This window comes from Pseudomonas sp. NPDC047961 (genome assembly GCF_050272435.1).
Taxonomy (GTDB): Bacteria; Pseudomonadota; Gammaproteobacteria; order Pseudomonadales; family Pseudomonadaceae; genus Stutzerimonas.
Window position 1 is genome coordinate 149,482 of the sequence record NZ_JBNNMD010000002.1, and the last position, 13,660, is coordinate 163,141.

Sequence of the window (13,660 nt, forward strand, 5' to 3'; positions counted from 1 at the left end):
CAAAGGACCTTCAGAAAATGGCCTATGCCGTCGCCGCCTACCTGCACTTCGTGGCGATCTTCCTGCTCTTCTCCCTGCTGGTGCTCGAGCACCAGCTGTTCCGCCTGCCGCTGAATTTCAAACGCGCCCGCAGCCTGTTTCGCGTTGATCTGGCCTTCGGCATCGCCGCCGGGTTCGTCCTGGTCACCGGCGCAGCGCGCGCGATGCGCTATGGCAAGGGGCTGGACTATTACCTCAACAACAGCTTCTTCCACGCCAAGGTCGGGCTGTTCGTCATCGTCGCCCTGTTGTCGATCTATCCGACCGTGACCTTTCTCAAATGGCGTCCGGCGCTGAAGGCGGGCCAGGTCCCATCGATCAGTCCAACCACTGCGCGCTGGGTGAAGACAGTGATCCGCATCGAACTGCTCGCCCTGCTGCTGCTTCCTCTGCTGGCGGCACTGATGGCGCGAGGGCTTGGTGTAATTCCGCAGTAAAACGGCGCGCTCCTGGGCCTGGGCAATCCAGGCTTGTGGACTGATCCTGCGCGAAGCCCATCCACAACGGCTTGCACGCTCTTCGAAAACGATTCCAGACCTCGATTGTCGACTACAGACCGCGGCGCAGCAGTCCATAAGTCCGCATCACCAGACGGAGCCGAGCCGATGACCGATCGCCTGACCGTAACGCCCCTACCCTTCGACCCTGCATACGAACAGGTGCCAGACGACGAAGCCGAGACCATCTCCGGCCTGATCCAGGCCATGCGCGAGATCATCGAGACGACCTTTGCTGACAGTGGCCATGCCGTTCGCAGCGTGCACGCCAAGAGCCACGGCCTGCTGCAGGGCGAAATCGAAATCCTGCCTGACCTACCGCCAGAACTGGCCCAGGGGGCTTTTGCGAAGCCAGGGAAGATGCCGGTGGTGATGCGTTATTCGACCAACCCGGGCGACATCCTTGATGACAAGGTTTCCACTCCGCGCGGGCTGGCGATCAAGCTCATCGGCGTTGAAGGCGAACGCCTGCCGAATGCGGGCGGCCAGGTCACCCAGGATTTCGTCATGGTCAACGCGCCGGCATTCATGGCGCCGACGCCCAAGGACTTTCTCAAGTCGGTGAAGTTGATCGCCAAGACTACCGACCGAGCGCCCCGCACCAAGCAGGCGCTGTCTGCCGCGCTGCGCGGTGCCGAGAGTCTGGTGGAAAAGGCCGGCGGCGAAAGTGCGACGCTCAAGGGCATGGGCGGCCATCCCACCACCAATTTGCTCGGGGAGACCTATTACAGCGTGGTTCCGCTGCTCTATGGCCGCTACTTCGCCAAGCTTTCGGTGGTGCCTGTTTCGCCGGAATTGACGGCGCTGACCGATCAGAACGTCGACCTCAAGGACAAGCCGAACGGGTTGCGCGAGGCGATCAACGACCATTTCGCTCAGCACGGCGGGACCTGGGAGCTACGTGTGCAGCTGGCCACCGACATCGAGAAGATGCCCATCGAGGACGCCAGCGTGGTCTGGCCGGAAGATGCCAGTCCTTACGTCACGGTTGCGCGGATCAACGTCCAGCCGCAATCGGCCTGGAGCGAAGCCCGCGCAGCGGTGGTGGATGACCAGATGTCCTTCAGCCCCTGGCATGGACTGGCGGCCCACCGACCGCTCGGCGGCATCATGCGCTCGCGCAAGCCGGCCTATGAGATGTCATCCGAGTTCCGTGCTCGTCACAACGGCTGCCCGATGCATGAGCCAAAAACACTGGACCGGCTGCCGAGCTGATCCACCTAGCTGTAAGGCACGACGCCCCGGCACGCTTGCCGGGGCGTTTTCACATCAGCGCCAGATATTGTTGTTGATCTTGGCTTTCAGTTCCGGGTAGTCCGCGGCCTTGAACGTAGGCACCTCGCCCGCCTTGATCTGCGCCATATAGTCCTTGGTCAGCTTAACCACCGTGCCGGAGAGCAGCGTGATTGCGATCAGGTTGATCGTTGCCATCAGCCCCATGGACGCATCCGCCGCGTTGAACACGGTCGTGACTGCCTCGTAAGCGCCCCAGATCACCATTCCCAATGCCGCCAGGCGCAGCAGGGTCAGCCCGAGTTTGTTACCGGCACCCAGGAAGATCAGCGCGTTCTCCGCATAGGCGTAGTTGGCGACAATCGAGGTAAAGGCGAAAAACAGAATGGCGATGGCGATGAAGTAGGTCCCAGCCACGCCGATGTGGCTTTCCATCGCCTGCTGGGTGAGCTGCGTGCCGGTTACACCCGAACCGGGCTCCAGAACGCCCGACAGAAGAATCATCACCGCGGTCGCGGTGCAGATAACGATGGTGTCGATGAACACCCCCATCGCCTGCACCAGCCCCTGGGAAGACGGATGATGCGGCGCTGGGGTCGCGGTCGCCGCCACGTTGGGCGCCGAGCCCATGCCTGCCTCGTTGGAGAACAAGCCGCGCTTGATGCCATTGAGCATCGCCGCGGTCACCGAGCCAGCGACACCACCGGCGGCTTCTTCGAGGCCAAAGGCGCTACGGACGATGGTCATCAGCACGCCTGGCACCTCGGTGATGTTCATCAGCAACACGATCAGTGCCATCAACACATACAGGCCCGCCATCAGCGGCACCACGAGTTCGGCGAAGCGCGCGATGGAGCGTAGCCCGCCAAAGATCACCAGCCCGGCGAGGATGGCGATGGCAACGCCAACCCAGAGTTTCGGGACGCCAAACGCGCCCTCCATGGCATCGGCAATGGAGTTGGCCTGCACCGCGTTGAACACCAGCCCGAACGAGATGATCAGCGCCACGGAAAACACGCCGCCCGCCCATGGCGCTTTCAAACCCTTGGCAATGTAGAACGCCGGGCCGCCCCGGTACTGGCCCTCCCCGTCGCGCACCTTGTACAACTGCGCGAGTGAGCTTTCCGCATAGGCCGTGGCCATGCCCACCAGCGCCACTATCCACATCCAGAAGATTGCCCCGGCACCGCCCAGGTAAAGCGCAACGGCTACCCCGGCCAGGTTGCCAGTGCCGACCCGCGACGCGAGGCTGGTACACAACGCCTGGAACGGCGAGATCCCCGAAGCGTCGCTTTGCCGCGCGCCGCGGATGGCCCGCACCATCTCCCCGAAGTGAATGAACTGCAGAAAGCCCAGCCGGATGGTGAAGAACACACCCACCGCAAGCAGCCCATAAATAAGAACGTAGCCCCAGAAGATGGTGTTGAGAAAGTCGACGATGGGAGTCATGAAGGCGCCTTTTCGTGAGAAACGTAAGGGGTACGGCTTACTCTAGTCGCTACGCTGGGCAGCACCAGCCAGAGCGCTTCGAGCAGCCTGGACGCAAGGTCGGAACCGACTCGCCCGCGAGGGTTCAATCGGAACGGCAAAGCCTGTCAACCAGATTGCTACCGCACTGCCCTGGCCCCCAGTTGCAACTGGCGTTATGGTCGGCACACATCCATCCAGGGACGAATCATGGCCGCAAAGCCCAGCAACACCCGTCAGCAAATCCATCTTGCGGTTCTTATCGACGCCGATAACGCCCCCGCCGCGATTGTCGAAGGCCTGTTCGAGGAATTCGCCAAATACGGCGTCGCCAGCGTCAAGCGCATCTACGGCGACTGGACCAAGCCCAACCTCGGCAGCTGGAAGAAGGTACTGCTCGACTATTCGATCCAACCGATTCAGCAGTTCGCCTACACCTCCGGTAAGAACGCCACCGATAGCTCGTTGATCATCGACGCGATGGACCTGCTCTACACGCGTCGCTTCGACGGCTTCTGCCTGGTCTCGAGCGACAGCGACTTCACGCGTCTGGCCGCACGAATCCGCGAAGAAGGCCTGACCGTCTACGGCTTTGGCGAACAAAAAACCCCATCGCCCTTCGTTTCAGCCTGCGACAAGTTCATCTACACCGAAATTCTTCGCGCCGACGCACCCAAGACCTCACAGGAACCCCCAAGCAATGGGGACAAGACGCCCGCACTGGAGCCTGCAGAAAAGCCCGAAGACGAGGCCAAAACCGCCGAGAAAGGCGGCCAGGTCAAAGCGCAAAAAGCGCCGGTGGAGTTCATCGCCAAGGTTCTTAGCGACATTGCCGATGACGAGGATGACTGGGTGCACCTCGGCGAGCTTGGCTCCAACATCAGCAAACTGCGTCCCGCCTTCGACCCGCGTCTGTATGGCTTCAAGAAACTCAGCGACCTGATCAAATCGCACTCCAAACGCTTCGAGCTGGAGGCCAGAGGCACCACCTCCACCGGCGGCAAAGCGCTTTATGCGCGCAATCTGAAGCCGCAGAAGTAGCGCTCACACGCTGGTTGCGAAGCAACGGTCAAGCAAATCGGAGAGCAGACCGAACCCTCACCCCTCGAACCCTTCTAAGCAGTCATCGACTCGAGGAGGTTTCCATGACCAAGGCACTGCTCACGACCCTAGGCTTAGCCCTTTGCGCACCTGTTGCGCTTGCCCAGACACCCAAGCCCGAAGTGATCACCCACCTGAACGGCCTGGATATCGAAGTCAGCGCCATGGGCGTGCCGACCTCGACCACCGAGGCGGGTGGCGAGCTGGTTGGAATACGCGCGGTGAAGGTGAGGAACAATACCGGTGACACCGTGACCTGCGAATTCCACGTGCCCGAGGATGCACGTGCCGACACCTCCGCCCCGCCCGTTTTCACCGTAAGCCCCAACACTCAGCGGGTAGAGCGGGTGCCAGGCGAGTACTCGCCGGACCAGCCTTTCGCCGAGCTGACCTGCCGTGGCGCCTCGCAAAGCATCGGAACGCCAACAGTCGTACCGTCCAGCGAGCCTGAAGCCGGGCCTGCTGACGACACCCAACCCGATACCGAATCCTCGGCAATGACCGGCACCGAAACGCCAGCCGACTCGACTCGGTCCCGCGAGGGTGCCAGCCGGGATCGTTGATTTCAGGATGGCCGTTGCGATGCGCCGGGCATGAGTGGCGCATCCTCGCGGCAAATCAGTGCGCGGGGGGAAGCCTCGATACCACGAGGCTGATCGACCGAGCGCCCTCTGGCCCTCCTTGTAGGGTGCCGAACTCGCGTCATTCGACGCGCAACGTGGCTCGCTGATATCTGGGCTGTCCGTCCTGTCCGCGCAGCATGCCGACTTGCCCGCGCGATGTTAATCATCCGAGCCGGCCGGGTTCGCTCGCTTCCCTACCGGCTCCCTTATTGTCCCCGTCGACAAGACCTGCTCAGCAACATTGCCGGGTTGAACGGCACGGCAATGGCTATCGATAACGCCAAACCGACCCAATTAGGCATCCAGCCAAAAGACTCAATTGATAATAGTTATCAACATCTATAGCATCTGCGCCCCTCTGCTCGAAGCCTTCAAAAAGGAACTGCCGCAATGCGTCGACTTCTCGTGCCTGTGCTGTCGCTACAGGCGCTCGCCGCCACCGCCTACGCTGTCGAACAAGCGGGATCTACCGGGGCCCCCATCGCCCTCGAACAAATGGAGATCACCGCCTCGCAAGCCGAACGCGCCGACGGCCCAGTGGACGGTTATCGCGCTACGCGCTCGGCTAGCGCAACGCGTACCGACACGCCCATCCATGAAATCCCGCAGTCGATCAGCGTCGTCCCTGGCCAGGTGGTAGAAGACATCGGCGCCACCCGTCTCGAGGACGCACTGGACTATGCCGGCGGCGTCGAGCGCGGCAACAACTTTGGCGGCCAGGGCCTGACCGAATTCCTGGTACGCGGCTTCAGCTCCCAGGAGTTCTACCGCAACGGCTTCGCCATCAACCGTGGCTACCCCAACATGCCGGACGCCGCCACTATCGAGCGAATCGAGGTCCTGCGTGGCCCGGCTTCGATGCTGTATGGCCGTGGCGACCCGGGCGGCACCTTCAATATTGTCAGCAAGCAACCGCAGGCCAAGCAGCGGACCGTGCTGGGCACTCAATTCAATACCGAGGGGCTGCGCCGCGGCACGCTGGACACCACCGGCGCACTGGACGAGCAGGCCGAATTCACCTATCGCCTCAACCTGGTGGCCGAAGGCGCTGACAGCTTTCGCGATCATGTCGAAAGCGAACGCTACAACGTTGCCCCAGTGCTGCGCTGGGACCTCAGCGACGCCACCGCGATCATTCTGGAAGGTGACTATCTCCACAACCGGCACCCGCTCGACCGCGGCGTGACGCGCTACGCCAGCCAGCAAGGCCAGCTGCCACGTGATCGCTTCCTCGGGGAAGAAAGCGCCGGCAAGTTCACGAACGAAAACGCCATGACTCAGCTGCGAATCGAGCATCTGCTCGATGACCAATGGACCCTGCGCGGCGGCGTGCAATACCTCGACGGCAGCCTGGACGGTGGCGCCGTGGAGAACAATGGCCTGGCCGCTGACGGCCGCACCGTGGGGCGCAATTACAGCGAACGACGGCTGGAATGGAACGATACGGCCGTTCAGGCCAACCTCGAAGGCCGCTTCAGCGCTCTGGGCTTCATGCATACCCTGCTGACCGGCATCGAGTACGACGACTTTAACTACAACTCCCGCATCGACCGTTCCGCAGGTGGCGTAGGCTCCTTCCCGATCGACATGTACGAGCCGGTCTATGGCCAGCCGCTGCCCCCCATTCTCGGCCCCAACTACTGGGACGACGAAGACCTGAAGTCCTATGCCTTCTATATGCAGGATCAGGTCGAGCTGACCGAACGTTTCACCCTGCAGCTGGGTGCGCGCCTGGAACGCTTCGAGCAGAACTACACCAACAAGCTGTCGGCTGCTGGCAGCTGGGATCAGGCGCATAACGCCGTCTCGCCGCGCATCGGTGCAATCTACGACCTGACCGAAGCGCTGGCCGTCTACGCCAACGCTTCCCGCTCATTCAAGCCCAACCGTGGCGCCGACCGCAGCAGCCAGGCATTCGACCCGGAAGAAGGCGTCGCCTACGAGACTGGCATCAAGTACGACCTGCCCGAACACAACCTGAGCGTGACGGCCGCGCTGTTCCACATCACCAAGGAAAACGTGCTGACGGCTGATCCGGCAAACGTTGGCTCCCAGGCCTTCCAGGTGGCTGCAGGCGAGGTCCGCAGCCGCGGCTTCGACCTCAGCGTTGCCGGCAATATCACCCCGCAATGGCGCGTGATTGGCGGCTATGCCTACGTTGACGCTGAAGTCACCGAAAGCAACAGCGCCGCCGTGCCGGTGGGCAGCCGCATGGCCAACGTGCCAGAGCATAGCTTCAACCTGCTCGACACCTACGAGTTCGACAACGGTGCGCTGGACGGGCTGGGCCTTGGGGTCGGCGTGAAGTACGTCAGTTCACGCAAGGGCAGTACCTCGAACACGGCCTACGACATGGGCGCCTACACCGTGGTCGATCTGCTGGCCTACTACCCGCTCACCGACCGCATTCGCCTCAACCTCAACCTCGACAACGTCTTCGACGAGGAATACGAAGAGCGCGCCTGGAACATCTGGGCCTACCCGGGCGCTCCGCGCACCCTGCAGGCCGGGGTATCAATCGAGCTCTAGTGCCTATTGGTGCAATGCCCTGGGTTGATGGCTTGGCCATCGCCCAGGGCGCGGTATCACCCACCGTTACAGCTCATTCTTTTACAACGATCACACGGGCCCGTCCTAGCGATCCTAGGCGGTTCGCCCTTTAGCGATCGAACCTGGCGGCCTTATAGCCGGACCAGCGCATCCCTCTGCGCATACCGCAAACTTACAAACGATCCAACGGACTCAAAACCGCCAAGCCGCCCCGGTTTAGTACGTGCGTGTAGATCATGGTTGTCTTCACGTCTGCATGGCCCAACAACTCCTGCACAGTGCGAATATCTTGTCCGCTTTCCAACAGATGAGTTGCGAAGCTATGCCGCAACGTATGCGGGATCGCCAACTTGGCTATACCGGATTGCGCTACTGCGCGTTTGAAAGCCCTTTGCACCCGCTTTTCATCCAGATGATGACGACGCACTGAGCCACTGCGTGGGTCAACCGACAGGCCTGCCGCAGGGAACACGTACTGCCAAGCCCATTCCCATGGCGCGTTGGGATACTTACGAGCTAAGGCGTCAGGCAAGTAGACATCACCCCGCCCTGCAACGACCTCGCTCTGATGAATAGCCCGTACGACAGTGATGTGCTGCTTAAGCGGCAGCACAAGGCTTGCCGGCATGACGGTGACGCGATCCTTCTGCCCCTTACCGTCACGGATGATGATCTCGTTGCGCGAGAAATCGACGTCCTTGACCCTGAGCCGTAGCCCTTCCATCAACCGCAGGCCGCCACCATATAACAGTCGTGCTATCAACCCGACGTCGCCATCCAGTTGGCTGAGAATCCTTTGCACTTCGTCGATAGAGAGCACCACCGGCAACCGAGCGGGCTTTTTTGCACGTACCACTTCGCCAAGCCAGGGTAGCTCCTGCTTGAGTACTTGCTTATAAAGAAACAACAACGCAGCCAGCGCCTGATTCTGCGTCGAAGCGGATACATCACGGCGCACAGCCAAATCCGAAAGAAACGCCTCAACTTCAGCTGCGCCCATTTCAAGCGGATGTCGATATTTGTGAATATCGGATATAGCGCTTCACCCACTCGCAATAGACACGTTCAGTTCTGATCGAGTAGTGTTTCAGCCGGATCTGGTCCCGGACCTGACGAGCAATCGCGGCCTTCCATCCATGGTGTATAACTTCCTTATACAGTCACCGTCCTTCGGAAACGCCCAGCCTAGAAAAGGAGCACCGCGATGACAAGGAATGTTATACACCACGCCCGTCCGGCGTCTTATACACCAAATGGTGTCTAATTATAGTTAGGGTGTTTATCAAAATGGAACTTGACGAGCTAGCAGTAAATTACTACCACGAGTCTCTAGCTCTAGCACAGAAATCACTGATCTCTGGTATCACTGTTTCAGGTATTGCTTATTTAGTTGCAATATCTGGGATAGGAAAATCCTCATACTCAATACCTTTCATTGGTATTGAAGTAGAGTCATTGAGTTATTTTTCTATATCGCTTCTATGTTTGTATTTCACTTGTGGCATGCTGTGCATGCACGGTATGGAGAGAGCAGAAACAAACTGGAAGCTTATCTCAGACGTTAAGCTTGCGGCCAGGCTTCTTCACGCGCCTAACATACTAATGACTGGAAGCATATCAAAAGCAATCTTGTATGGTGGCCTATTCTCGGTAGGAGCCCTATTGTCTGCGCAAATTCTTAACCTTGAAGGTTGGAAGGTATCTATAGTCGGCAGTATTGTGAGCTCTCCTTACTTCTTGGCCCTTAGAACGTCCTCGTATTTTGTAAAACCGTCTCTCCTTAAGAGTACGGACAACCCTAACTAGTGGTTCAAACCGTTCGCTTCGCTCACTGGGACGGGCTAAAGCCCGCCCCTTAACCAAACGTTAGAAGCCTTCAAAAACATGAATCTAGCCACCTTATCAACTCATAATTTACTAAAGCTCCAAGCCGCAGTAATAGGTGAGCTTAAAGTTCGAGGAATCCTCAGAACAAAAAACAATCCTGTCGGCGACTATGCCGAATGGCTAGTTGCTTCGGCTTTAAATTTGAAGCTCGCGAAAAACTCAGCCGCAGGTCATGACGCAGAATCTGACTCAGGTAAGAAAATTCAAATAAAAGCACGCCGAGTTACAGCCGATAATAAATCCAGGCAGCTAGGCGTAATTCGTAACCTAGAAAAAATAGACTTTGACGAACTAGTTGCTGTAATTTTTAATGAGTCGTATGAGGTCATTGAGGCCGTGTCTATTCCTCACTCCGTCATCGCTGAGTACAGCACCTTTAGGCCACACGTAAACGGTCATGTCCTGCATGTTCGTGGAGCATTGCTTTCCGATAATCGCATTCGAAATATCTGCGTAGAGTTAAACGCTGCTAACAATGCGCTCAAATCGCTCGCTTCACTCGCTGGGACCGGAGAAGCCGGCCCCTTAGCTTAATCGTTATAGGCACAAGCTTATACTGCAGATATCGGAGCCTTTGATGATTGCAAAACAAATATACGATGAACTAGTTTCCATATCTAAAAGGGCTTCAGATGCCCAAGACGCCAATATAATAGTCCACGAAATCCCCAAAACTGGGGCAACGGTTATCGGGAAATCGAATTACATGCTGCTCAACTGTAAATATACTGATGAGCGAGGCGACTCAGTCGTGTTTCACTATAGGTCATATGACCCATCAGGCCCATTTCAAAATTTACCAGACATTAATAAATTCAGGGTTGAGCTTTGGGTGGATGAAAAGCTATTGGAGCTCTTTGAAGATGGTTTCGATGACCCGCGATGAAGCTATAACAATCGGTTCAAATCGTTCGCTTCGCTCACTGGGACGGGCTAAAGCCCGCCCCTTAACCAAACGTTAGGGGGGTGCTCTGAAGTAGCACTGTAATTCCGGTCAACTTCGGCCGCCGCTGATTTTGAAAGCGAGATACCGACCAAGAAACAATCAGATCGCCCGCTTATTGCTGAGCTTTTAGCCGCCACGAGCTTTTCTTGGCAGCCATTTCCTGCACTACAGGCGCGCCTCTCCTGTATTCGCCAGTAAATGTCGGCGCGCCATCCACAAGTCCGACAGGGCGAACAGGGTCACCAAGGCTGTGCTGATGCGGCCCAATTCACTCGCCTACGAACAAGCGCCTCGTCGATACGCGTGAACTTCCCCCCAACGGCACGATCCCCATTTATGCACAGTCAGAGCGAACCAGGGAGCAGGCGCATCCGCGCGATGCATCAGGCCTGGGTCGCCATCCATGAAATCCCGCAGTCGATCAGCGTCGTCCCGGGGCAGGTGGTAGAAGACATCGGTGCCACCCGTCTCGAGGATGCGCTGGACTACGCCGGCGGCGTCGAACGCGGCAACAACTTCGGCGGCCAGGGGCTGACCGAATTCCTGGTACGCGGCTTCAGCTCTCAGGAGTTCTACCGCAACGGCTTCGCCATCAACCGTGGCTACCCCAACATGCCGGACGCCGCGACTATCGAGTGAATCGAGGTCCTGCGTGGCCCGGCTTCGATGCTGTATGGCCGTGGCGACCCGGGCGGCACCTTCCATATTGTCAGCAAGCAACCGCAGGCCAAGCAGCGGACCGTGCTGGGCACTCAGTTCAATACCGAGGGGCTGCGCCGCGGCACGCTGGACACCGGATCTCGTTGGCCTGGCGCCGCTCACGTATTTCTCGCTCCAGGGTCTCCGCTCGCGTTCGCTGCTGGTCTGGCGTTCACGCTTACCGCTATCACGCTCGACGCACTCAGCTGCGCACCGTTTCGGCAGTAAGAATCGATCTTGGCGGAATAGAGCAGATCGATTCACGCTCCGACTCATGGTGGTCTTGATGCTCCAGTACTGGTCGAACCGCTCGCTCATGGGCTTCTTGGGAATGCTTCGTCGTTGTGTTCATGGCTCAACCTGTCAAGAGTCAGAGCCTCTGGGAACGCAGGGGCGGTTCAGCTTCCTTAGATGTGATCAGCACACTTTAAAAGGTTGCCGGGACGTGCCTTTGCGCAGGAGAGCCAGTCTCAGGTCGAAGCCAAGCGGCAGCATCATTGCCAAGCTTTCGTTGTAGGTGAGGGGCAAGCTGCGATTGGCCTTTTTGCGGTCCTTGAAAACGCACAGCGTATAGCCGGACATGTTTAGAACATTGCGTCGCGCATAGCCGTCCAGCCACGAACCGTTGAAATGGTGAATGGTGAAGTTTTTTTTGTGCGGCGCAGGCGTGCAAAAGTAATGAACCGGATAGATAAACGAGTAACTATCTAACGCGGTTGGCTCATCGGTCTTATAGGGCTTTTTCAGGCCGAACCTGCGCGCGTAATACAGCGTCATGCGTTTGGTATTGGCCGTAAGGTCGAGATTGCCGTTGCGGTCCACTAGACTCAGCGACGCATACTCGGCTAGCAGATCACCAATAATTGCATTATTAGGAACCGCGCCGATGAACGCCGACATCGGATACCGGTTGCCCTGATACTCTTCGAAGCCAGCAACAAAGTCATGTTCGCGGAACGGCTCTATATCGGCTGTGACTTCTAGATCGGAGTCGAAGTAAAAGCCGCCATAGCGGTGCAGTGCGTACAACCTCATGTAGTCCGATGCGAACGCCCACTTGCGGTGTTCCAGCGCCTGACGGACATAGGGAATGTCGATTCCGTCGATTTGCGAGTTGCCCCATTCCTTGATTTCGTAGTCCGGCAGATATTTTTTCCAGCTCTCGATGCAGCGCAGAAGCAGCTCATTCTTTGGCGCATCGCCGATCCAGACGTAATGAATGATCTTTGGAATCATATTCGCCTCCTTCATGCATTAGATAGATCGCCCGCGCCCGTAGCGCGAGCAGAAATACGAGGGAACCTGAGGCGTTCGCTCAAGCTTGATCTGAGGCGAGATGGCTTTTCGCAGACTTGCCGTGCGCATCCAGCAGCGCACGGAACAATTCTCCCTTCTGCTCCCACAGGCAATGCTTCTGAATATTCTCCAGTCCCGCCTGTGCGTATGCTCTGAGCAATTGCGGCGCATCCATCAGCTCAAGTATGGCGCGTGCAAACTCTCTGACCGCCTCGTTATAGGAGTGCGCATCGATCAACCGTCCGCCCCCGTTTTGCAGGATTTCTCGGGGGCCCTGGTGATTGAGCGCTATAGCTGGCAGGCCGCTGGCCAGCGATTCGAGCAGCACGTTACCGGAGGTATCCTGAACGCTGGTGAAGACGAAAAGGTCGGCGCCCTCGTAGAGCGGCTGGACTTCGGCGAAAGGCAACGCGCCGAGCAACTCGACTTTGCCGGCCAACCCTAGCGCAGCTACTTCCACCTCGGTCTTCTGTGCATCAGGTCCAGTACCGAGCACCTTGATCCGCAATCGCTCGTAGGCCTGAGGCTGATCTGCCTTGATCTGTGCGATGGCGTCGAGCAACAGCTTGAGAGCCTTGCGGGGCTCCAGCCGACCGACCCAGAGCAACGTGAAACTTTCCTTCGGCTCCTGCGCCGCAGGGCTAGCGGTTACGCCGCTCACCGCTGTTTCAAGCGTCTTGATGCATTTGCGGTGCGCGAAGCGAGGCAGCATCTCGAGGGTGTCCTGGTTGGCCACCAGGATTGACGATGAGCAGTACGATGCTAGGCAGATATACGGGTTGAACCGCAACGTGCGTTTCATCAGCGTGCGCCAGCGCTGCTTGATCCAACCCCGCCCATAGAGCGGTTTCGCCCAGGCTGGTGGTATCTGACCACCACCCACCGGCCCCCAGATGAACCGCGTTCCAGGAACCAGCCATAGCAACCCAGGCATATCCACCACGTTGTAGGTGCACTGTTGTATTACCGCGAGCGAACGATGACGCAGCTGGTAGGCCAGCACGACAAACAATGCGGCTACTTGCCAGAACACGTAGTACGGCTTCATCAGGCTGTGGTGATGAGCCATACCGGCACAGCCGGGCAAATCGAAAGCAACGATATCCAGACGCGCGCGGCTGGTCGGTTCGAGCGCCTCGCGCACTGGCCGCTCATGCATCCGGCGAGTGAGTAGCACGACATTTCCGTCGGAGACAGTCAGGATCTGTTTGAGCCAGTTCCAACCTACGTAGGGCTCTGAACCCATGGACGGGTCGCAGGCAAACGCGGAAATCAAAACGCAATCTTTCATGGGCACTTCCTGTACTGACATGCGGATGAGA

General features: G+C 58.3%; 12 protein-coding genes and 2 pseudogenes. 9 read left to right on the forward strand and 5 right to left on the reverse strand.

The window, feature by feature from the left end; translation table 11 throughout:
- Window positions 1-17 precede the first annotated feature (17 nt).
- Both ACQKIK_RS07010 and ACQKIK_RS07015 read left to right on the forward strand, forming a co-directional pair.
- Window positions 18-476: a DUF2214 family protein gene (locus ACQKIK_RS07010; RefSeq protein WP_045424618.1), complete on the forward strand. Its 459-nt coding sequence runs from the start codon at window positions 18-20 to the stop codon at window positions 474-476.
- A gap of 168 nt (window positions 477-644) precedes the next feature.
- On the forward strand, window positions 645-1,751 hold the full coding sequence (locus ACQKIK_RS07015; RefSeq protein ID WP_499135351.1) for a catalase family protein: 1,107 nt from the start codon (window positions 645-647) through the stop codon (window positions 1,749-1,751).
- A 54-nt stretch (window positions 1,752-1,805) separates the two neighbouring features.
- Here ACQKIK_RS07015 and ACQKIK_RS07020 read toward each other — a convergent pair whose 3' ends face one another.
- On the reverse strand, window positions 1,806-3,218 hold the full coding sequence (locus ACQKIK_RS07020; RefSeq protein ID WP_499135352.1) for an alanine/glycine:cation symporter family protein: 1,413 nt from the start codon (window positions 3,216-3,218) through the stop codon (window positions 1,806-1,808).
- Between the two features lie 228 nt (window positions 3,219-3,446).
- Between ACQKIK_RS07020 and ACQKIK_RS07025 the strand changes: the two genes are divergently transcribed.
- The 3 genes and pseudogenes from ACQKIK_RS07025 to ACQKIK_RS07035 all read left to right on the forward strand — a co-directional run bounded on the left by ACQKIK_RS07025 (window position 3,447) and on the right by ACQKIK_RS07035 (window position 7,489).
- The gene (locus ACQKIK_RS07025) at window positions 3,447-4,277 is read left to right on the forward strand and encodes an NYN domain-containing protein (RefSeq protein ID WP_499135353.1); all 831 of its coding nucleotides are present in this window, start codon (window positions 3,447-3,449) and stop codon (window positions 4,275-4,277) included.
- A gap of 104 nt (window positions 4,278-4,381) precedes the next feature.
- Window positions 4,382-4,750: pseudogene (locus ACQKIK_RS07030) on the forward strand (hypothetical protein); the annotation flags it as partial.
- 600 nt (window positions 4,751-5,350) lie between these two features.
- Entirely contained in the window at window positions 5,351-7,489 is a 2,139-nt protein-coding gene (locus tag ACQKIK_RS07035; RefSeq protein WP_499135355.1) for a TonB-dependent siderophore receptor, read from the forward strand.
- A 193-nt stretch (window positions 7,490-7,682) separates the two neighbouring features.
- On the opposite strand, the gene ACQKIK_RS07040 is transcribed toward ACQKIK_RS07035, so the two are convergent.
- A complete protein-coding gene (locus tag ACQKIK_RS07040; protein WP_499135356.1) occupies window positions 7,683-8,510 on the reverse strand; it encodes an integron integrase in 828 nt (275 codons plus the stop codon).
- 1 nt (window position 8,511) lies between these two features.
- Window positions 8,512-8,670 carry a phage integrase N-terminal SAM-like domain-containing protein gene (locus ACQKIK_RS07045; RefSeq protein ID WP_499135880.1) on the reverse strand — a complete coding sequence of 53 codons (159 nt, stop codon included), beginning with the start codon at window positions 8,668-8,670 and terminating at the stop codon, window positions 8,512-8,514.
- 127 nt (window positions 8,671-8,797) lie between these two features.
- Here ACQKIK_RS07045 and ACQKIK_RS07050 point away from each other — a divergent pair, with 127 nt between their 5' ends.
- The 4 genes and pseudogenes from ACQKIK_RS07050 to ACQKIK_RS07065 all read left to right on the forward strand — a co-directional run.
- A complete protein-coding gene (locus ACQKIK_RS07050; protein ID WP_499135357.1) occupies window positions 8,798-9,316 on the forward strand; it encodes a hypothetical protein in 519 nt (172 codons plus the stop codon).
- A gap of 78 nt (window positions 9,317-9,394) precedes the next feature.
- On the forward strand, window positions 9,395-9,931 hold the full coding sequence (locus tag ACQKIK_RS07055; RefSeq protein WP_499135359.1) for a DUF6998 domain-containing protein: 537 nt from the start codon (window positions 9,395-9,397) through the stop codon (window positions 9,929-9,931).
- Between the two features lie 43 nt (window positions 9,932-9,974).
- Complete coding sequence (locus ACQKIK_RS07060) at window positions 9,975-10,283, forward strand: hypothetical protein (RefSeq protein ID WP_499135360.1); 309 nt, start codon at window positions 9,975-9,977, stop codon at window positions 10,281-10,283.
- Window positions 10,284-10,739: 456 nt separating this feature from the next.
- Window positions 10,740-11,135: pseudogene (locus ACQKIK_RS07065) on the forward strand (TonB-dependent receptor plug domain-containing protein); the annotation flags it as partial.
- A gap of 324 nt (window positions 11,136-11,459) precedes the next feature.
- Here ACQKIK_RS07065 and ACQKIK_RS07070 read toward each other — a convergent pair.
- Window positions 11,460-12,278, reverse strand: a complete 819-nt coding sequence (locus ACQKIK_RS07070; protein ID WP_499135362.1) for a glycosyltransferase family 32 protein — start codon at window positions 12,276-12,278, stop codon at window positions 11,460-11,462.
- Between the two features lie 79 nt (window positions 12,279-12,357).
- Window positions 12,358-13,629 (reverse strand): glycosyltransferase family 4 protein, encoded by a 1,272-nt coding sequence (locus ACQKIK_RS07075; protein ID WP_499135363.1) that lies wholly within the window; start codon window positions 13,627-13,629, stop codon window positions 12,358-12,360.
- Between the last annotated feature and the right edge of the window lie 31 nt (window positions 13,630-13,660).